We start from the raw sequence: 18,592 nt of genomic DNA, 5'->3' as shown, positions 1-18,592 counted from the left end.
ATGGGCCTGGATGTCGGCTGGGCGGTGCGGTGGCTGACACTGTCCGCGGAGGCCATGGCGGAGCACCGGGTGGAACTAATCGAACTGGACCGGCCGATCGGCGACTCGGACCACGGCGAGAACATGGACCGCGGCTTCAAAGCTGTGATGGACAAGCTCGCTGAGACGCCGCCCGAGACCGCCGGGGCTGCCCTCAAGCTGACCGCCATGACCCTGATGTCGAAGGTGGGCGGCGCGGCCGGTCCGCTCTACGGAACAGCGTTCCTCCGCGCTGCCACGGCACTCGGGGACGCCGCCGACATCGACGCCGCCACCCTCGCGGGAGCCCTGCAGGCCGCCCGCGACGGAATTGTGGCGCGCGGCAAGGCCGAATCCGGGGACAAGACGATGGTGGACGCCTGGACGCCCGCCGTGGACGCCTCCGCCGCAGCAGCCGGTGCCGGCGACGTCCGGGAGGTCCTGGTGGCGGCCGCCGAGGCAGCCGAGGCCGGCGCCGTCTCCACCGATCCCATGCAGGCCCGCAAAGGCCGCGCCAGCTACCTGGGGGAGCGCAGTATCGGCCACCGCGACCCGGGCGCCGTCTCCACCGCCCTGATCCTGCGGGCTGCCGCGGGGGCGGCCGGATGACCGTCGCGCTCGTCGTCGTCTCGCACAGCGAGAAAATCGCCGACGGCGCCGTCGAACTCGCCGCCCAAATGGCGCCCGACGTGACGATCCTGGCGGCGGGCGGCACCGACGACGGGCGGATCGGCACCAGCCTGGAAAAGGTCATGGACGCCCTCGAACGGGCCGCCGGGGACAGCGGCGTTGTGGTGCTTACTGACCTCGGCTCCGCGGTGATGACGGCGGAGTCCGCGGTGGAGTTCGCCGCCGACCCGGGCTCGATCCACCTGGCCGAGGCCCCGCTGATCGAGGGACTGGTGGCGGCCGCGGTATCGGCCCAGGCCGGCGCCGACGCCGCGACGGTCAAGGAGGCGGCTGAAGCTGTCTACCGTCCACCGGCGCATCCGCATGCAGCCGGGCACCCGCACCAGCAACCGCCGGACGCCCAAGGCGACTTCGAACTGATCAACCAGGCGGGCATGCACGCCCGGCCCGCTGCGAAAATCGCCGGCGGCCTTGCCGGGATGGACGCGGAGGTGACCGTCAACGGCGTCGACGGCGCCTCCATGACGGAGCTGATGATGCTTGGCGCCGGCAAGGGGACGGTGCTGCACATCGAGGCGAGCGGCGCGGACGCTGCCCGGGCCGTGGACTACCTCGGCGGGCTGATCAAGGCCGGCTTCGGCGAACCCTAGGGCGTCCTCAGCCCGGAAGCCGCAAACCCGCGGGCTGCAGTTCGGCGAGGCCGTCGCTGAGCAGCCCCGCAATGGCCCGGTCCAGCTGTTCGGGCGCCGGATTCAGCCGGTGCAGCGCTGCGAGCGGTACGCCGATCCCGTCCGCTTCGAAGCCCAGGTCCGCCGGGGCATCCGAGAACAGTTCGCGGGCAACGGGGGACTCGGCCAGCCGCAGGACCGCCATCACCGCCCCGCGGACCTGCCGGTCCGTGCCATGCCAGGCCTGCCCCTTGGGAGTGTAGGTGGGCGCCGGTTCGCCGGCCGCGAGCCAGGCGCAGGCTCCTCGGACCGGGCAGCTGCCGCACTTGGGCGCCCGGGCGGTGCAGACCAGCGCACCCAGCTCCATCACCGCGGCGTTCCAGCGCACGGACTCTGCGCCGTCGTGGGGCAGCAGTTGCTCGGCCAGCCGCATTTCAGCGGCCGTCAGGGCTGGCGCCGGCAGCGCGGATCCGGCGAACAGCCGTGCGTGGACCCGGCGGATGTTGGTGTCCACCACCGTCGCCCGGCGGCCAAACGCGAACGCGGCGACGGCGGCCGCCGTGTAGCTGCCCACCCCCGGCAGCTCCAGCAGCTCCGGGTAATTCCCGGGAACCTCGCCGCCGTGGTTTTCCACGATGGCGGTGGCGGCAGCATGCAGCCGGAGGGCACGCCGCGGATAGCCCAGCCGGCCCCAGGACCGGACGGCCTCGCCGGCAGCTTCCCGGGCAAGATCGGCCGGAGCCGGCCAGCGCCGAAGCCACTCTTCCCACACGGGCAGCACCCGGACCACCGGGGTTTGCTGAAGCATGACCTCGCTGACCAGCACGCCCCAGGCGGAGCAGCCGGCGTCGCGCCACGGGAGGTCCCGGGCCGTCCCGGCGAACCAGGACGCCAGGGCGGTGTGCAGTTCGGCCAACGGAATGAGTGGGGCTGGCGCGGCCGGGGCAGGCGGGACCGGCACGGGCGCGGTTGCTGGAAGGGCTGGGGGTTCGGCTAATGCTTTGATCGACCCAGCTTAATAGAGACGCGCACCATAAGGCGGCCGGCGGCGTGGTGGGGCAGCATTACCCGCAGCGTTCTCTAGCCTAGAAGCATGGTCAGGCAAGGCAACTCAGGAACGCGCGGCTCGGGACCGAAGGGTTCCTCCGGCGCAAAGGCCGGGGCCGGCCGCCGGCCGGCCCGGAAACCCCTCAGCCCCGTCTACCGCCGGCGCAGGCTGGTTGTGGGGGCCGTCCTGCTGCTGGTCATCGCGCTCGCCGTTGGAGGTTTCGCGGCGATTTCGGCCGCCCTCAAGGGACCGGCGCCGGCGGCCACGGCCTCCGATTCCCCGCAGACCCCGGGCGCTACTGGCGGCCCCGACCCGTCCGCCACCCCCACGTCCACCTCGGGCGCGGGCTGCGACGAAAAGCTCCTGACTGTCACCGCGTCAACTGACAAGGCCGCCTACGGCCCCGACGAGAGCCCGCTGCTGACCTTGAAGGTCACCAACAAGAACCGGGTGGCGTGCGAGGTCAACATCGGCACTTCACAGATGGAGTATCTGGTCACCAGCGGGTCGGACCGGATTTTCTCCTCCCGGGACTGCCAGGCGGAGAGCGATGACCTGGTCAAGAAAATCCCCGCCGGCCGGACCGAGACTGCGAACTTCCCGTGGAACCGCAAACGCTCCACCGAGGGCTGCAAGGTGGTCGACGCCCAGCCCGGCGGCGGCGGCGCCTACTACGTCTTCACAGCACGGCTCGGCAACAAGACCAGCCCCAAGGCCGTCTTCCAGCTCGGCTAGGCCCCGGACGCCGAATGCCTTAGAGGAACCGGTCCAGCAGGCTGGCCTCGGCCATCCGGCTCAGCCCTTCACGGACCGTCCGGGCGCGCTGGTCGCCGATGCCGTCAACTGTCATCAGATCATCGATTGTGGCCGCCATCAGGAACTGCAGTCCGCCGAAGTGGTCCACCAGGCGGTCGGCCACAGCCTTCGGCACGGCCTTCAGGCCCGAGAGCAGACGGTAGCCGCGCGGCTGCACCACGGCGTCGAGGTTGGCCTCGCCGCCGGCGAAACCGACGATGCCCGCGATCCTGCCGAGGTCGATAAGTTCGGTGGGGCCCAGGTTCACCAGGGACTTGACGGCGTCCTCAATGTCCGCGGCGGAGGCGCTGGGGCTGGAGTAGTCACGGATGATGACGTCGCTGCCGGGGCCGCGGCCCACCGTCAGTTCGTCCAGCTGGAGCGAGAGCAGGCGGCCGTCCTCGCCGAGTTCCAGGACGTACTGGGAGATCTCCTCGGAAATGCGCCGGACCATTTCCTGGCGCTGCAGGGTCACAGCGACGTCCCGGACCGTCACCATCGCCTCGATCTCCAGCGCCGAAAGGGAGCTGGTCACCTGGTCCAAACGTGAGCGGTACCGTTCCAGGGTGGCGAGGGCCTGGTTGGCGCGGGCCAGGACCTTTTCGGAGCCCTCCAGGACGTGCCGCAGGCCGTTGACGTAGAGCGCGATGATCTGCATCGACTGGCTCACCGAAACCACCGGGACACCGGACTGGATGGCCACACGTTCCGCGGTCCGGTGCCGGGTGCCCGTTTCCTGGGTTTCGATGCTTGAGTCCGGCACCAGCTGGACACCGGCGCGCAGGATGTTCCCGGCATCCTTGTCACAGACGATGGCGCCGTCCATTTTCGCCAGTTCACGCAACCGGGTGGGGGAGAAATCGATGCCGATTTCGAAGCCGCCGGAGCAGATGGACTCGATGGTCTTATCCATGCCCAGCACGATCAGGGCTCCGGTCCGTCCGCGGAGGATACGCTCCAGGCCATCCCGCAGGGCCGTCCCCGGTGCAACCCTGGCCAGCGTCGCCTTCAGTGCATCTTCGGGACTCCGAGCCATAGGTTTTCCCTTCAAAGGTGCGGAACGCAGTCCGCTAGTGCGCCGGTTTTTATCGGTTTTCGATCATAGGCCGGCAAGAACAAAAATGCCCGGTTTCCCGTATGGACCATCATAGGGGCAACCCGGCCCGGTTTCCGCACGGACAAGCCCCAAAGTGGCCCATCACGGTCCGTCCGGAGGTGCCGCGGAACTGTCTCTCCGGGCGGCGCCGGAAACCGCATTTTCGCCGGCCAGCCCGGGCCAGCCGCCGCCTGCGATAAACTTGGAGCCTTGGGTGTACCGCGGGCTCTCCGCGCCGTGACCCGTCCACAGCCGCAGCGAAAGTAGCACCGTGTCTCAAGAAGTCCACAGCCCCGCCCGAGTCCAGGAGATTCACAAGCAGGCAGCCCGGCGACGGACCTTCGCAGTCATTTCCCACCCTGACGCCGGCAAGTCCACCCTGACCGAAGCCTTGGCCCTGCACGCCAAGGTGATCGGCACCGCCGGCGCCTCCAGCGGCAAGGCCAACCGCAAGGAAACCGTCTCCGACTGGATGCAGATGGAAAAGGACCGCGGCATCTCGATCAGCTCGGCGGCCCTGCAGTTCGCCTACCGCGACACCGTCATCAACCTCCTGGACACTCCCGGACACGCTGACTTCTCCGAAGACACCTACCGCGTGCTGGCCGCCGTCGACTGCGCAGTGATGCTGGTGGACGCCGCCAAAGGCCTGGAAACCCAGACCATGAAGCTTTTCGAGGTCTGCAAGCAGCGGAACCTGCCCATCATCACCGTGATCAACAAGTGGGACCGGCCCGGACTCGATGCCCTGGCCCTCATGGACGAGATCACCGAACGCACCGGACTGCAGCCCATGCCGCTGACGTGGGCCGTCGGCATCTCCGGTGACTTCCGCGGCGTCTGGGACCTGCGCAACGACCGGTTTGCCCAGTTCAAGCGCAACAACGCCGGCGCCAACATTGCCCTCACCGAGTACTTCACCCCGGAGGAGGCGGCAGAGAGCCAGGGCGGCGACTGGTCCAACGCCCTCGACGACGCCGGCCTGGTGATCGAGTCCAACCTCGCGTTCGACGTCGACGCCTTCCATGCGGGCAAGGCGACGCCGATTCTGTTCAGCTCCGCCGCCCTGAACTTCGGCGTGAAGGAAATCCTCGACGCCCTGGTGGACTTCGCACCGCCGGCAGCACCCCGGCCCGACGTCGACGGCGCCGCCCGGCCGGTGGACGCCCCGTTCGCCGGGTTCGTCTTCAAGGTCCAGGCCGGTATGAACAAGGCGCACCGTGACCACGTGGCCTTCATCCGGGTCTGCTCAGGCGTCTTTGAGCGCGGCATGGTGGTCACCCAGGGCCGCACCGGAAAATCGTTCGCCACAAAATACGCCCAGCAGGTGTTCGGCCGGGAACGCGAAGTGATTGACGAGGCCTTCCCCGGTGATGTCGTGGGCCTGGTGAACGCCTCGTCGCTGCGCGTCGGGGACAGCCTGTTCCTGGAACAGCCCGTGGAGTTCCCGGCCATCCCGCTGTTCGCCCCGGAGCACTTCCAGGTGGCCCGCTCCAAGGACCCCAGCCGTTTCAAGCAGTTCCGCCGTGGCATCGAACAGCTGGAGCACGAGGGCGTGATCCAGGTACTCCGGTCGGACATCCGCGGTGACCAGGCGCCCGTGCTGGCCGCCGTCGGCCCCATGCAGTTCGAAGTGGTCGAGGACCGGATGGCGCACGACTTCAGCGCCCCGATGCGGCTGGAGCGGCTGCCCTACTCGCTGGCGCGGATCACGACGGCGGACGCCATGCCCGCACTGGCCAACGTCCAGGGCGCAGAGGTGCTGCTGCGTTCCGACGGCGAATACCTGGCCCTCTTCAACGACGTCTGGGCGCTGCGCCGGATCGAGAAGAACCTTCCCGACCTGACGCTTGTGCCGATCGGCACGCACAACCCGGCCAAATAACCGGCAGGGCGCCGTCGGACTGCCGCCGGGGCGCCCAAACTTTTCCGCGGTTAGGTCTTCCTGAATATGGATTCCGCGGTATCATAAGTAACCTTGCTAATTTCGCGGGCGCCTGGCGATCCTGTCGGCTTCAAGAACTGCACCGTCCGATTCCATGTGCGGACCCGTATCGAGGGAACAAGAAAACTCGTTGACAGCAACTATGGAATCCGGCTCTCTGCTCAGTGGGCGGTACCGGATCGAAGCCCTCCTTGGCAGGGGAAGCCAATCAACCGTCTACCGGGCCCACGACGAACTGTTGCAGCGCGAGGTGGCGGTCAAGCTTTTCCGCAACGGTGCGGACGACCTCGAACACACCCGCCGCCAGGGTCAGGAAGTGCGGATCCTCGCGGGGATAAGCCATCACGCCCTGGTGACGCTGTACGACGCAGGGGCCGACCTCAGCAATCCCGACGCCCGGCTCACGTACCTCGTGATGGAACTCGTCCGCGGCCAGGACCTGCGCCACCGGTCCCTGCAGGGGCCGCTCTCCGCCGCCCATATGGCCCACATCGGCTATGACCTCGCCGACGGTCTCTCCTACATCCACCACCGCGGGATCGTGCACCGTGACATCAAACCGGCGAATATCCTGCTGGTCGACTACAGCAACGACGACCGCCGCCCCCGGGCAAAGCTGACGGACTTCGGTGTGGCGGCCATGCTGGGACACAACCGCACCGACGACGACGGCGGCACCTCGGGGACTCCCGCTTACCTGAGTCCGGAGCAGGCCGGCGGCGGCCCGGCCGGCCCGGCCAGCGACATCTACTCGCTCGGACTCGTGCTGCTCGAGGGGCTGACCGGCAAGATGGCGTACCCTGGCGCGCCGATCCAATCCGCGGTGGCCCGGCTCCTCCACGACCCGCAGATCCCGGAGGAGCTAGCCCCGATGTGGGTGGCACTGCTCTCCTCCATGCTGTCCCGCGACCCTGCAGCCCGGCCGCACGCGAGGGAGGTCTCCCTTGCCCTGCGCCAGGAAGTCATCAACGGTGCCGGCCGGCACCGGCAGCAGCGCGCGGCCGTGGAGCACGACGAGGAGGGCCGGATGCGCGCCGTCGAGCGGTACCGGATCCTCGACACCCCCCAGGACGGCGCGTTCGACCGGATAGCGGCGCTCGCGGCCCGGCTGTTCTCAGTGCCGGTCGCCATCGTGAGCGTTGTGGACCACGACCGGATCTGGTTCAAGGCCCACCACGGAACGGAGGTCACCGAGATCGGCCGGGACCCGGGGCTTTGCGCCTCGGCGATCCTGCAGGACGGCCCCTGGATCGTCGAGGACGCAGCGAGGGATGTGCGGACGCTGTCCAACCCGCTCGTTGCCGGGGATTTCGGGCTGCAGTTCTACGCCGGGGTGCCGCTGCGCACCCCGGACGGCTTCAACCTCGGCACGTTCTGCATCCTGGACCGGGAGCCGCGGAAGTTCACCGCGGAGGACACGCGCACCCTCGAGGACTTGGCCGCGATCGTTATGAACGACCTCGACCTGCGGCTGCAGAGCCGCGAGGTGACCGCCAGCTAACCGCAACCGCCGCGTCCGCGTGCACGGCCTTCTCGGACCCCGTCTGCCGGTCAGCGCTTCCCGGCGTGCAGCGCGAGTTGCAGCTCGAACCGCGCCACCGGATCCTCCAGCGCATCGCCGAACAGCTCACGCAGCTGCGCCGCCCGGTAGCCAACGGTCTGCGGATGGATGCCCAGCTCGGCGGCCACCGGCGCCCGCTGGCCCCAGTGGCGGAGCCAGGACAGCAGCGTTTCGGCCAGCCGTTCACGCTGCGCCGGGCGGAGCCCCTCCAGCGGTGCCAGGCGTCGGTTGGCCAACTCGGTGATGGCGGAGGGTTCGGCGCCCAGGACCACCGCCGCGAGATGCTCGTCCGCCCAGATCGGCGGGTCCTCCGGGCCCTCGCGGTGCGGTAAGACCGATGCCGCCAGCACGGCCAGCCGCAGGGACTCCGGAGCCTTTTCCCAGCCGCCGGCCGGCCCCACGGCGGCGCCACGGCCCCGGAGCGCCTTCGCCAGGTCAGCCCGGGCGGCCTTCGAGGTGCGCGCCGGAACCAGCGCCACGGCGTCGGTCTCGCGTTCGATCACCAGGGTTCCGGGACCGAGCCGGAGCCGCAGGCCGCCCGCGCGGTCTACCGGCAGCGTCACCACTACCATCCGGGCGGGAAGGGACCAGTCGGCCATCGCCGCCGTCTGCCGCAGCGCCGCCTCGTCCGCCTGCCCCAGCAGCAGCAGGTCCAGCAGTTCGGTGCGGCGCCGGTCCACCGCCCCGGCGCGTTCGGACTGTTCAAAGGCGTACGCCTCGGCGCTGACCGCGGAGAGCTCGTCGATGTAGGCGAGGATCGACTCCCCGAGGTCCACCACCACGTTCTGGCCCAGGTGTTTGTCCACGGAGACCTTCGACATTTCGCGGAACGTCACCCTCGCGCCCATCCGATAGGCGCTCAGCAGCGCATCCATGCTCCGGCCCTGCCGGAACTCGCCGCTGCCCAGTCCGGCCACCAGCTGCCGGCTCGACTCGGACAGCGCCGGCAAGGTGGTGCCCGGAAGCTGCAGGAACCGATCCAGCGCCGTCGCGACCCCGCGGCGCAGGCCCCGGCCAAAACGGCCCTCGATGGGCCTGGCGTAAGCGGGAACCAGCTGGGGGACCGCCTCGATGATGGCCTCCACAATGAAGGGAACTCGCGGGCGCAGCATGTCGCTGACCTCCCGCGGCAGCGCCAGCCACGGCGGGTCATAGGCGGGGTAAGCGGGGTGGGCGGCGGGCGTAGCATCCATGGCGGAAATCCAAAAATTGTTGCGTGGAAACAGTTTCTCTGAGTCGATCGTATGCCTTGGGTGAAGAATTATGACTTAGACTGACATATGGTTAATAAATGATCCGGCTCCGTAAGCTGGCGCGCGCCGCATCTCTACTGACCACCCCACTAGCTCCAGAAGACATTCTGTCGCTGTTCAACCCCGTGTTCTCTGCCCGCCAGTTGCGCGGCGTAGTCACCCGGGTGGTTCCAGAAACGGTCGATTCCGCCACCATTTTCTTCCGTCCCGGCCGAGGCTGGCAAGCGCACCGCGCAGGCCAGTGGGCCCGCATCGGCGTCGAGCTTAACGGCGTCAGGCACTGGCGCTCGTACTCGCTGAGCGCCCCCGCAGGCGAGGACCCTGCCATCACCGTGACGGACATGGGTGCCGTCTCCGGCACGCTGGTGCGCACTACTAAGCCCGGCGACATCCTCTTCCTGGCGCCGCCGCAGGGCGATTTCGTCCTCCCCGAGCACCCCCGCCCGCTGCTGATGCTGACGGCCGGCAGCGGCATCACTCCGGTGATGTCGATGGTCCGGACCCTGGTCCCGCGCCGTCCGGACGCCGACGTCGTGCTCATCCACACGGCACGGACGGCCTCCGATGCCATCTTCCGTGAGGAACTCTCCGAGCTCGCGGACCAGTTCCCGAACTTCAAGGTCATCCACTGGTTTACCGGCGAACAGGGGCGGCTGGACTTCACCACCCCTGCCGGACTGGACACCCTGTGCCCGGACTGGCGTGAGCGTGCCGCCTACGCCTGCGGCCCGGAGGGCTTCCTGGACGACGCCGAGGCCCTCTGGGAACTCCCGGCCGAGCCCGGCAGCGACCCTTCCGCAACCCTGACGATCGAACGCTTCAGCACCAGCCTGGCCGGCGGTGCGGGGCACGACGGCGGACTGGTCACCTTCGAGGCCTCGGACCGCGAAGTCGACGCCGACGGCAGCACACCGCTGCTCGACGTCGGCGAGGACGCCGGGGTGCTGATGCCCAGCGGCTGCCGGATGGGTATCTGCCACAGCTGCCTGATCCCGCTGCGGGCCGGCCAGGTCCGGGACCTGCGCACCGGCGAAGTCCACGGCGAGCCGGGCCAACTAATCCAGACGTGTGTTTCGGCAGCCGCCGGACCCGTTAACCTCGACCTCTGAGGAGAACCACCCTATGACCACACTTGCTGACAAGCCGGACACTGAAACTGCAGGCGCCGCCGTCGTAAAGAAGCGGCCCGGGGCCCTGGCCGAGACCGGCAGCCCGCTGCTGCGGCCGCCCGCCGCCGCGCACCTGTCCGACGAGCAGGTCGCTGAACTCGGCCGCGAACTCGATGCCATCAAGGACGAGATCCTCGCCAAGCGCGGCTCCGATGACGCCGCCTACATCCGCCGGATGATCAAGATCCAGCGCGGACTCGAGATCTCCGGCCGCGCCGCGCTGCTGGTCAGCAAGAACAAGGCCGCCTGGGCCACTGGAACGGCCTTGCTGAGCTTCGCCAAGATCCTGGAAAACATGGAACTGGGCCACAACATCCTGCACGGCCAGTGGGACTGGATGCGCGACCCGGACATCCACTCCACCACCTGGGAATGGGACTTCGTCACACCGGCCCGCTCCTGGCAGCACACCCACAACGACCTGCACCACCGCTGGACCAACGTGGTGGGCAAGGACAACGACATCGGCTACAACCTCCTGCGGATGGACCCGCAGCAGGAATGGAAGCCCTTCAACCTGGGCAACCCGCTCTACAACGCGCTGCTCGCGCCGGTCTTCGAGTGGGGCATCGCCATCTACGACCTCGAGCTCGTCGACTACCGCGAGGGCAGGAAGTCCAAGGAGGCCCTCACTAAGGACCTCAAGGCGCTGGGCCGCAAGGCCCTCAAGCAGTTCACCAAGGATTATGCCGCCACCCCCGCCGTCGCCATGCTCAGCGGATCGGGCAAGCAGGCGCTGTACGGCACCCTGACCGCCAACGCGGTCCGCAACGTCTGGGCGCACGCGGTGATCTTCTGCGGGCACTTCCCGGACGGCACGGACACGTTCACCGAGGAAATGGTCGACGGCGAGACGCGCGGCGACTGGTACGTGCGCCAGATGATCGGCTCCGCTAACATCTCCGGGTCCAAGTTCATGCACCTGATGACCGGCAACCTCTCGCACCAGATCGAGCACCATCTCTTCCCGGACCTGCCCTCGAACCGCTACGCCGAAGTGGCGCCCAGGGTGCGGGAAATCTGCCAGCGCTACGGCCTGCCTTACACCACCGGCCCCATCTGGAAGCAGGTCGGGTCCACCTGGGCGAAGATCTTCAAGCTCGCCCTGCCGCCGAAGAAGGCCTAGGCGGTACCCGCGGCCCCGGTGCCTGCGGTCCCGAGCCGCTCAGCCTTTGACGGCCGAGCCGAGCACGTGCGCCAGCGGCGGGTTGCCGGGCAGCGCCGCGAACCCGAACCGTTCCAGGTCCTCCACGGCCAGCCCGGCCCGCACTATGGCGGCCGTGGTGTCCCGGTTCGGGTGGCAACCCCCGGCCAGCCGGCTCCAGAGCGGTGCCAGCAGGTCCTCCGCCAGGGCCGCCAGGCGGTGCGTGGAGCGGACATGCTCGTAGAACAGCAACCGCCCGCCGGGCTTGAGGACCCGGACGGTCTCGGCCAGGACGGCCGCCGGTTCGGCCACGCTGCACAGCACCAGGCTGGCGACGACGACGTCCACTGACGCGTCCGCCGCCGGCAGTGCCTCCGCGACGCCGTCGAGCACTGTCACCGGCACCGGCGCGGCCCCCGCGGCCGTGACTGCCAGCGCCCGGAGCGTCGGGTCCGGTTCCAGCGCTATGACTCCGGTGACCGCGGGCGGATAGTGCGGGAAAGTGGCGCCGTAGCCTGCCCCGATTTCGACGACGGCGCCTTGCGCACCCGCTACGAGGCGCCGCCGGTGGGCCGCGGCCCCGCGCGCGTCCATCCGCGGGCCCATCCGGGCGAAGTTCCGTCCGAACGGCGGCGTGGGGCAGGCGGCAGCCATGGCGGGCGCCTAGCCGACCCGGGCCGGATTGAGGTGCAGGCGCCGCAGGAGCTGGGCGTTGAGGGCCACCCCAATGGTCGAGGCGGACATCAGGACGGCGCCGGCCGCGGGGGAGAGCACAACCCCGGCGAAGGCCAGGGCCCCGGCGGCCAGGGGCACGGCGATGACGTTGTAGCCCGTGGCCCAGACCAGGTTTTGCCACATCTTGCGGTAGCTGGCCCGGGACAGGTCCACCATGGACAACACCGCACGGGGGTCGTTGCCGGCCAGGACCACCCCCGCGGACTCCACGGCCACATCCGTACCGCCGCCGATGGCGATGCCTACCTCGGCCCTTGCCAGGGCGGGGGAGTCGTTGACGCCATCGCCCACCATCGCCACCTTCAGGCCGCGGCCCTGCAGCTCGGCGACTTTCTGGTCCTTGTCCGCCGGAAGGACCTCGGCGAAGACCTCGTCAATGTTCAGCTCCGCCGCGACGGCCGCCGCCACCTGCCGGGCGTCACCGGTGATCATGGCAACCTTGATGCCGCGCTGCTGCAGCGCGGCCACGGCCTGCGCGGACTCCGGACGGACCGCGTCCTCCAGGCCCAAGGCTCCGAGCACGCGGCGTCCCTCGATGACGTGCAGCACGGCCGCACCCCGGTCCGCCCAGCCGGCAGTGGTGGGGGCCAGCTCGGCGGGTTCGGCGGCGCCGAGTTCCCGCAGCAGCGCCGGGCCGCCCACGTGGAGCCGCCTGCCTTCCACCAGGGCGCTGACACCCCGGCCGGTCAGCGAAGTGAAGTCCGTGGCGGCGGGGATTCCAAGGCCGCGTCCGCGGGCTGCGCGGACGATCGCCCGGGCCGCGGGATGCTCACTGTCCGCTTCCACGGCGGCGGCGAGGGCCAGGATATGCTCCTCTTTCTCCCCTGCGGGGACGGTCACAGCGCGGACCTCCGGGGCGCCCTGCGTCAGCGTTCCGGTCTTGTCGAACAGCACGACGTCGACCGTGCGCATCCGTTCCAGCGCCATCCGGTTCTTGATCAGCACCCCGGCGCGGGCCGCCCGTTCCGTAGAGATCGCGATGACCAGCGGGATGGCCAGGCCGAGGGCGTGCGGGCAGGCGATCACCAGTACGGTCACGGTGCGTTCAACGGCGTCGGCCACGCTGCCCAGCAGGGTCCAGACCGCGAACGTCACCACACCGGCGCCGGCCGCGAAGTAGAACAGGAAGGCCGCGGCCCGGTCAGCCAGGGCCTGGGCCCGCGACGAGGACGCCTGGGCTTCGGCCACGAGGCGCTGGATTCCGGCCAGCGCGGTGTCCGCCCCAATGGCCGAGACCCGGACCCGGACGCTGTTATCCGTGGCGACGGTTCCCGCCACCACGGCGTCGCCGGGGGAGCGGAGGACGGTCCTGGATTCACCGGTGATCATGGATTCGTCGAAGTCGGCACGGCCATAGAGTACAGTGCCGTCGGCCGGCATCCTGCCGCCGGGCCGGACCAGGATCGTATCGCCGGCGGCCAACTCCGAAACTTTGACCGTCTCCGTGCCGGTATCTGTGACCCGCTCCGCCTCGTCGGGAAGGAGCGCAGCCAGGGCATCCAGCGCACCCTGCGCCGAGCCGAGCGCACGCATCTCGAGCCAGTGCCCCAGCAGCATGATCGTCACCAGCAGTGCCAGTTCCCACCAGAAGTCCAGGTCAAAGCCGCCAAGGCCCAGGCTGGTGGCCCACGAGGCGGCAAAGGCGACGGTGATGGCCATGCCGATCAGTAGCATCATGCCCGGCCGGCGGGACGTCAGCTCGGTGAGGCCGCCCTTCAGGAACGGCTGGCCGCCGTAGAGGAACACCACCGTGCCCAGCAGCGGCGGAATCCAGGCCGAGCCGGGAAACTCCGGCGGCCGGTAGCCCAGCAGGTCACCGAACATGGGACTGAACAGCACCACCGGGACGGACAGCGCCAGGGTCAGCCAGAACCTGTTCCTGAACATCGCCACGCTGTGGCCCGCGTGCTGTCCGTGGCTGTGGACCAGATGGTCATCGTCGCCGCCCGCCTGCTCCGCATCATGCCCGTGATGTCCGTGCGGCTGGACCGTCGGGACCACTACGGGCCCTCGCCGAGTTCCTTCACGTGGTCCCGGTACTGCTCCACGGTGAGCTCACCCCGTGCGAAGCGTTCGTCGAGGATCAGCCGGGCCTGGCTTTTGCCGGCCGGGAACCCCGGACCCGGTCCGGGTTGGCCCGGGCCGCGCTGGCCCGGGTGGGCGGCGACGCCGGGGTGTCCGGGCTGGCCCGGGACTCCCGGATGCCCCAGGCCCGGAGGCAGGCCGTGCCCGGTACCGCCGAAGACCCGCACCGCCAGCAGCACAAGCACAGCGATTCCGACCAGGAGCATCATGCCCCAGAGCCACATCCACCACAGGTTCTGCCCGTAACCCCACATCATGTCCGGTCCCTCCGCTCCGAGAAGCTGTTGCTCCCATGGTGCGCCGGAGCGGGGGTGGGCGCTAGGGTCCTAAGTCGTCCCGCGGCACGCGAGGGGCCGCCGCCGTCGTTGAGCGGCCCGGCGGTCCGTTGCCGTCAGCTGATGAGCAACCCCAGGGCCTCGGCGAGATGGCCCACCTCGCGGACGGAGAACCCGGCCGGGACGGGGCCGGGGCCGTTCGGGCTGGCAGGCACCACGGCGTGGGTGAACCCCAGCCGGTGGGCCTCCTGGATGCGCTGGTTGATACCGGGCACCGGACGAACCTCACCGGCCAGGCCCACCTCGCCGAACGCGATGAGCCGCTGGGGAAGCGGTTTCTTGGCCTTCGCGGACGCCACCGCCAGGGCCACGGCAAGATCGGTGGCGGGCTCGCTGAGCTTTACACCGCCGACGGTCGCGACGTAGGAGTCATCCTTATGCAGCAGGCAGCCGGCACGCTGTTGCAGCACGGCCAGGAGCATCGCCACCCGGGAGCTGTCCAGGCCGCTGGTGGCCCGGCGCGGCTGCGCGTTGGCGCTTTCGGCGAGCAGGGACTGGACCTCGGCCAGCAGCGGCCGGCGGCCCTCCAGCGTCACCGTGATGCACGTTCCGGAGACGGGATCCTTCGTGCGCGAGACGAACAGGCCGCTGGGATCCGCCAGCCCCACAATGCCGTCCTCGTTCAGGTCGAAGCAGCCGACGTCGTCAGTGGGGCCGTACCGGTTTTTCACGGCACGCAGCAGCCGCAGCCGGGAGTGCCGCTCACCCTCGAACTGGCAGACAACATCCACCAGATGTTCCAGCAGCCGGGGCCCGGCGATCGAACCGTCCTTGGTCACGTGCCCCACGAGCAGGGTGGTCATATTGCGGCGTTTGGCGGCGGCAATCAGCGAGGCCGTAACCTCCCGGACCTGGGAGACGCCGCCGGCGCTGCCCTCGACGTCGGCGCTGCTGAGTGTCTGGACCGAATCCACAATCAGCAGCCGGGGTTCGAGTTTTTCCACCTGCCCCAGCGCCTGCCCGAGGTCCGTTTCGGCGGAGAGGTACAAGGACTCGGCGACGGCGTCGATCCGGTCCGCCCGCAGCTTCACCTGCGCCGCGGACTCCTCGCCCGTGACATACAGGACGTCCTGCGCGGTCCGGGCGAACTTGGCCGCGACGTCCAGCAGCAGCGTGGACTTGCCCACGCCGGGCTCGCCGGCCAGCAGGATCACGGCACCGGGAACCAGGCCACCGCCCAGCACCCGGTCCAGTTCATCCACCCCGGTGGGAAGGAATGCCGCCGTCGTCGCGTCCACCTCGGCGATCCGGCGGGCCGGCTCCAGGACGGTGGTGGCCGCCGTCGTCCGCGCCACCGCGGCGCCTGTCTCTTCCACCGTGCCCCAGGCCTGGCACTCGCCGCAGCGGCCAACCCACTTGGCTGTGGTCCAGCCGCATTCCGCGCATTTATAGCCCGGTGCCTTGGCGGCCCGGGAAGTCTTTGTTGCCATTGCTCCACCCTAGCCGCGGGCGCTGACATTCCGGTGCGGTTCGGGTCGGCCGCACGGTGCGGTCCTAGAGGGCGGGAAGCAGGTCCCGGGCGTCGTCCGGGTCCAGGCCGGATGCCTCGAGCAGGTCCACCATCAGGGGGCGGAACAGCATCACCACGGTTTCCCCCTCGAGCCGCTGCACGTCCAGCAGCCGGGGGTGCAGCCGGCCCGCGGTTTCGCTCAGTTCCACCCGGGCCGTGCGCAGGTGGGCCCGGCGGACACTGTCGTTGACCTCTGCCAGGCCCAGTCCCAGTTCATCGATCGCCGCCGCCGTCTCCTGGAGGACCTCGGCAATGTTCTCCGTGGCCTCGTCGGAGAGCGCGGCGTGGTTGATGGCGCTGGTCAGCCGACGCGCGAAAACCCTGCTGTTACGGAGGGCCAGATCGATAAAGTCCACCGATTGCGCCAGCCGGTCCAGCTCGTCCCGGTACCGGCGGTAGGCGGGGGCCAGTGTGGCGACCTCCCCGGAGGAACGCAGCGTCTGGCGCATCGCGTCGACCATGGGCTGGCAGTTCCGGCCCCGGATCAGCGCGTGCCACGCCTGGGTGGAATCGCTGTTGGTGAGGGCGGCGGAGCACTCTCGGAGCACCTCCGCCAGTTCGTGCAGCAGCTTCTTGACGTCGTTGCGGGGTTCGCGGCGGGGGTCCTTGGGGATAAGGAAGGTCACCAGGAGCGCGAACCCGCCACCCACCACCGCGTCGATACTCCGGGTAAACGGCCCGCCGGCCGGCGCCGGCAGCAGCACCACCAGCAGGGACTGCAGGCCCAGCTGGGTGGTGAAAATGGTCCCGCTGTCCAGGAACCGGGCCAGCAGGATGGAGAACAGGAGCACGACGGCGGCCTGCCAGATTCCGGCGCCCAGCCAGTGCAGGAGCAGGTCCCCCACCACAATGCCAATGGTGCAGCCTAGGCCCACTTCCACGACCCGCCGCAGCCGCGGATCGCGGGAGAAGCCCAGTGCGATCAGGGAGGAGGTGGCGGCGAACAGCGGCCCGGTGTGGCCCAGGACGTACTCGGCGAAGGCGTAGGCCCCCACCGCGCAGGCCGTCATTTGGACGGCCGGTACCAGCGACTTCCGGCTCCGGATGAACCCGGTGCGGACCCGGCCGCGCAGGAATCGTGCGCTTGCGGTGAATCCAGTAGCGGCGGCCATGCCCCCAGTCTATTTGCAGTCCGGGGACCGCCGGGTTGCGCACCACCGGCCCCTACGACTGTGACGCAGCTGACGCAACTGCGAACCGTCAGTTGTCGACCAATGGTCCGACGTCGTTAACCTGTCGTTCACTTTGGGCCACATTTCCCTTCACCTGGGGCCCTTAACTTCGATAGAGGTACAAACCGTACCCACCGTCTTTATCGCCCGGACGTCTCCGGTCCGGCACGCATCTGAATAACCCTGGAAGGGGTACATCTAGTGAAGGCATCACGCTTCGGCCGCAACGCGGCCATCGCTGTTATCGCAGCCGGCGCACTCGCGCTCACCGCTTGCGGTTCGGACAACGCAACCAACACCTCGGCAGGCACCGCTGCGGCGTCGGGCCCGAAGGTTACCGGCACGCTGACCGGCATTGGTTCCTCCGCTCAGGGCGCGGCCATGGACGTGTGGAAGACCAACTTCGCCTCCGCGAACCAGGGCGTCAACGTGCAGTACTCCCCGGACGGTTCCGGCGCAGGCCGCAAGGCCATCCTCGACGGCTCGGCCCAGTTCGCCGGCTCCGATGCCTACCTGAAGGACGAAGAGCTCGCCAAGGCCAAGGACAAGTGCGGCCCCGACGGCGCCGTCGAGGTTCCGGTCTACATCTCGCCGATCGCCATCGCCTTCAACATCCCGGACGTCAAGGACATCAAGCTCGATGCCCCCACCGCGGCCAAGATCTTCCGCGGCGAAATCGCCAAGTGGAACGACCCCGCCATCGTCGCCCTGAACCCGGACGCCAAGCTCCCGGACCTCAAGGTGACCCCGGTCAACCGCTCCGATGACTCCGGCACCACCAAGAACTTCACCGACTACCTTTCCGCCGCGGCTCCCGATGTCTGGAAGGACAAGGCCGATGGTGTGTGGCCGTCCTCGCTGAAGGGCGAGAACGCCAAGGGCACCTCCGGCGTCGTCAAGACGGTCACCGACACCCCGGGTGCGGTCACCTACGCCGACGACTCTGCCGTCAGCGGCAAGCTGGGCACCGCCGAGATCAAGGTCGGCTCCGAGTTCGTCAAGATCTCCCCGGAAGCCGCTTCCAAGGCCGTGGACCTGGGCAAGCCCGTCGAAGGCCGTAGCGCCAACGACCTCGCCATCAAGCTCAACCGCACCACCACCGAATCCGGCGCCTACCCGGTTGTCCTGGTTTCCTACCACGTGCTCTGCAGCACCTACGACAAGCAGGAAACCGTAGACCTGGTCAAGTCCTTCGAGAAGTACGTGCTCTCCTCCGAGGGCCAGAAGGCTGCCGCCGAGTCCGCCAAGTCGGCTCCGATCTCCTCCACCCTGGCCGAAAAGGCTGTGAAGGCTGTCGAATCCATCAAGGTCAAGTCGTAAGGTTTGAACTGAACCGCTGAGTTCCCCGCCCCGCCGCCCGGCGGGACGGGGAACTTAGCCGCGTTCCCGCAGTTTTCCAGTTTTCGCACTTCCGCAACACCAACACCG

Annotated in this window: 16 protein-coding genes; 8 read left to right on the top strand and 8 right to left on the bottom strand. The window is 69.1% G+C overall.

Annotated features, from left to right (window positions below; all coding sequences use genetic code 11):
- Together dhaL and dhaM are read left to right on the top strand one after the other, a co-directional pair.
- Positions 1 to 627, top strand: a complete 627-nt coding sequence (gene dhaL / locus AC1DBE_RS08165; RefSeq protein ID WP_476877865.1) for a dihydroxyacetone kinase subunit DhaL — start codon at positions 1 to 3, stop codon at positions 625 to 627.
- Entirely contained in the window at positions 624 to 1,298 is a 675-nt protein-coding gene (gene dhaM, locus AC1DBE_RS08160; protein ID WP_476877864.1) for a dihydroxyacetone kinase phosphoryl donor subunit DhaM, read from the top strand. The genes dhaL and dhaM overlap by 4 nt, the downstream gene beginning before the upstream one ends.
- Before the next feature lie 7 nt (positions 1,299 to 1,305).
- On the opposite strand, the gene AC1DBE_RS08155 is transcribed toward dhaM, so the two are convergent.
- On the bottom strand, positions 1,306 to 2,142 hold the full coding sequence (locus AC1DBE_RS08155) for an HhH-GPD family protein (RefSeq protein WP_476877873.1): 837 nt from the start codon (positions 2,140 to 2,142) through the stop codon (positions 1,306 to 1,308).
- 267 nt (positions 2,143 to 2,409) lie between these two features.
- Here AC1DBE_RS08155 and AC1DBE_RS08150 point away from each other — a divergent pair, with 267 nt between their 5' ends.
- The gene (locus AC1DBE_RS08150; RefSeq protein ID WP_476877863.1) at positions 2,410 to 3,099 is read left to right on the top strand and encodes a hypothetical protein; all 690 of its coding nucleotides are present in this window, start codon (positions 2,410 to 2,412) and stop codon (positions 3,097 to 3,099) included.
- A 19-nt stretch (positions 3,100 to 3,118) separates the two neighbouring features.
- Here the strand turns inward: AC1DBE_RS08150 and disA are convergent, their stop codons facing one another.
- Positions 3,119 to 4,195 carry a DNA integrity scanning diadenylate cyclase DisA gene (gene disA, locus AC1DBE_RS08145; protein WP_476877862.1) on the bottom strand — a complete coding sequence of 359 codons (1,077 nt, stop codon included), beginning with the start codon at positions 4,193 to 4,195 and terminating at the stop codon, positions 3,119 to 3,121.
- Between the two features lie 331 nt (positions 4,196 to 4,526).
- On the opposite strand from disA, the gene AC1DBE_RS08140 reads away from it, so the two are divergent.
- Both AC1DBE_RS08140 and AC1DBE_RS08135 read left to right on the top strand, forming a co-directional pair.
- Positions 4,527 to 6,140, top strand: a complete 1,614-nt coding sequence (locus AC1DBE_RS08140; protein ID WP_476877861.1) for a peptide chain release factor 3 — start codon at positions 4,527 to 4,529, stop codon at positions 6,138 to 6,140.
- Positions 6,141 to 6,342: 202 nt separating this feature from the next.
- Positions 6,343 to 7,701, top strand: coding sequence for a protein kinase domain-containing protein (locus tag AC1DBE_RS08135; RefSeq protein WP_476903506.1), 1,359 nt, complete (start codon positions 6,343 to 6,345; stop codon positions 7,699 to 7,701).
- Positions 7,702 to 7,751: 50 nt separating this feature from the next.
- On the opposite strand, the gene AC1DBE_RS08130 is transcribed toward AC1DBE_RS08135, so the two are convergent.
- Positions 7,752 to 8,954, bottom strand: coding sequence for a PucR family transcriptional regulator (locus AC1DBE_RS08130; protein WP_476877859.1), 1,203 nt, complete (start codon positions 8,952 to 8,954; stop codon positions 7,752 to 7,754).
- Positions 8,955 to 9,052: 98 nt separating this feature from the next.
- Here AC1DBE_RS08130 and AC1DBE_RS08125 point away from each other — a divergent pair, with 98 nt between their 5' ends.
- Positions 9,053 to 10,123, top strand: a complete 1,071-nt coding sequence (locus tag AC1DBE_RS08125; RefSeq protein WP_476877858.1) for a ferredoxin reductase — start codon at positions 9,053 to 9,055, stop codon at positions 10,121 to 10,123.
- 13 nt (positions 10,124 to 10,136) lie between these two features.
- Positions 10,137 to 11,309: a fatty acid desaturase family protein gene (locus tag AC1DBE_RS08120; protein ID WP_476877857.1), complete on the top strand. Its 1,173-nt coding sequence runs from the start codon at positions 10,137 to 10,139 to the stop codon at positions 11,307 to 11,309.
- A 39-nt stretch (positions 11,310 to 11,348) separates the two neighbouring features.
- On the opposite strand, the gene AC1DBE_RS08115 is transcribed toward AC1DBE_RS08120, so the two are convergent.
- The 5 genes from AC1DBE_RS08115 to AC1DBE_RS08095 all read right to left on the bottom strand — a co-directional run bounded on the left by AC1DBE_RS08115 (position 11,349) and on the right by AC1DBE_RS08095 (position 17,104).
- On the bottom strand, positions 11,349 to 11,981 hold the full coding sequence (locus AC1DBE_RS08115; RefSeq protein ID WP_476970199.1) for a class I SAM-dependent methyltransferase: 633 nt from the start codon (positions 11,979 to 11,981) through the stop codon (positions 11,349 to 11,351).
- Between the two features lie 9 nt (positions 11,982 to 11,990).
- A complete protein-coding gene (locus tag AC1DBE_RS08110) occupies positions 11,991 to 14,063 on the bottom strand; it encodes a heavy metal translocating P-type ATPase (RefSeq protein WP_476970198.1) in 2,073 nt (690 codons plus the stop codon).
- Positions 14,063 to 14,404 (bottom strand): SHOCT domain-containing protein, encoded by a 342-nt coding sequence (locus AC1DBE_RS08105; RefSeq protein ID WP_476970197.1) that lies wholly within the window; start codon positions 14,402 to 14,404, stop codon positions 14,063 to 14,065. The genes AC1DBE_RS08110 and AC1DBE_RS08105 overlap by 1 nt, the downstream gene beginning before the upstream one ends.
- A 134-nt stretch (positions 14,405 to 14,538) precedes the next feature.
- Entirely contained in the window at positions 14,539 to 15,912 is a 1,374-nt protein-coding gene (gene radA / locus AC1DBE_RS08100; protein ID WP_476877853.1) for a DNA repair protein RadA, read from the bottom strand.
- 64 nt (positions 15,913 to 15,976) lie between these two features.
- Positions 15,977 to 17,104, bottom strand: coding sequence for an FUSC family protein (locus AC1DBE_RS08095; RefSeq protein WP_476877852.1), 1,128 nt, complete (start codon positions 17,102 to 17,104; stop codon positions 15,977 to 15,979).
- Between the two features lie 261 nt (positions 17,105 to 17,365).
- Between AC1DBE_RS08095 and pstS the strand changes: the two genes are divergently transcribed.
- Positions 17,366 to 18,484: a phosphate ABC transporter substrate-binding protein PstS gene (gene pstS, locus AC1DBE_RS08090; RefSeq protein ID WP_476970196.1), complete on the top strand. Its 1,119-nt coding sequence runs from the start codon at positions 17,366 to 17,368 to the stop codon at positions 18,482 to 18,484.
- Positions 18,485 to 18,592: the final 108 nt, after the last annotated feature.

It is taken from the genome of Arthrobacter sp. 10T416 (assembly GCF_056394165.1).
This window is presented reverse-complemented; position numbering and strand designations above follow the sequence as displayed.

Excerpts from the sequence above, each read along its gene's own strand:
- AC1DBE_RS08125 (WP_476877858.1), top strand. The coding sequence starts at position 9,053 with ATGATCCGGCTCCGTAAGCTGGCGCGCGCCGCATCTCTACTGACCACC.
- AC1DBE_RS08105 (WP_476970197.1), bottom strand. The coding sequence starts at position 14,404 with ATGATGTGGGGTTACGGGCAGAACCTGTGGTGGATGTGGCTCTGGGGC.
- AC1DBE_RS08130 (WP_476877859.1), bottom strand. The coding sequence starts at position 8,954 with ATGGATGCTACGCCCGCCGCCCACCCCGCTTACCCCGCCTATGACCCG.
- AC1DBE_RS08120 (WP_476877857.1), top strand. The coding sequence starts at position 10,137 with ATGACCACACTTGCTGACAAGCCGGACACTGAAACTGCAGGCGCCGCC.
- AC1DBE_RS08115 (WP_476970199.1), bottom strand. The coding sequence starts at position 11,981 with ATGGCTGCCGCCTGCCCCACGCCGCCGTTCGGACGGAACTTCGCCCGG.
- AC1DBE_RS08135 (WP_476903506.1), top strand. The coding sequence starts at position 6,343 with ATGGAATCCGGCTCTCTGCTCAGTGGGCGGTACCGGATCGAAGCCCTC.
- disA (WP_476877862.1), bottom strand. The coding sequence starts at position 4,195 with ATGGCTCGGAGTCCCGAAGATGCACTGAAGGCGACGCTGGCCAGGGTT.
- dhaM (WP_476877864.1), top strand. The coding sequence starts at position 624 with ATGACCGTCGCGCTCGTCGTCGTCTCGCACAGCGAGAAAATCGCCGAC.
- dhaL (WP_476877865.1), top strand. The coding sequence starts at position 1 with ATGGGCCTGGATGTCGGCTGGGCGGTGCGGTGGCTGACACTGTCCGCG.
- AC1DBE_RS08095 (WP_476877852.1), bottom strand. The coding sequence starts at position 17,104 with ATGGCCGCCGCTACTGGATTCACCGCAAGCGCACGATTCCTGCGCGGC.
- AC1DBE_RS08150 (WP_476877863.1), top strand. The coding sequence starts at position 2,410 with ATGGTCAGGCAAGGCAACTCAGGAACGCGCGGCTCGGGACCGAAGGGT.
- radA (WP_476877853.1), bottom strand. The coding sequence starts at position 15,912 with ATGGCAACAAAGACTTCCCGGGCCGCCAAGGCACCGGGCTATAAATGC.